The sequence below is a fragment of the Pseudoalteromonas sp. G5_S1_54_S4 genome (genome assembly GCF_054968565.1).
In genome coordinates this window covers 1-312 of record NZ_JBQKUL010000152.1, presented here as the reverse complement: position 1 = coordinate 312, position 312 = coordinate 1, and the positions used below count along the sequence as shown (strand labels likewise).

At 49.0% G+C, this 312-nt stretch carries 1 rRNA gene; it reads left to right on the top strand.

Annotation, left to right across the window (positions count from 1 at the left end):
• Positions 1–41: 41 nt before the first annotated feature.
• A 16S ribosomal RNA gene (locus ACTRWE_RS19335) occupies positions 42–312 on the top strand; the annotation flags it as partial.

The following is a 312-nucleotide window of genomic DNA, read 5'->3' as shown; positions in this document are numbered from 1 at the left end:
AATTCAGAATTCATTGAGCTGTCGAAAGACATAAAACTTTTTAATTGAAGAGTTTGATCATGGCTCAGATTGAACGCTGGCGGCAGGCCTAACACATGCAAGTCGAGCGGTAACAGAAAGTAGCTTGCTACTTTGCTGACGAGCGGCGGACGGGTGAGTAATGCTTGGGAACATGCCTTGAGGTGGGGGACAACAGTTGGAAACGACTGCTAATACCGCATAATGTCTACGGACCAAAGGGGGCTTCGGCTCTCGCCTTTAGATTGGCCCAAGTGGGATTAGCTAGTTGGTGAGGTAATGGCTCACCAAGGC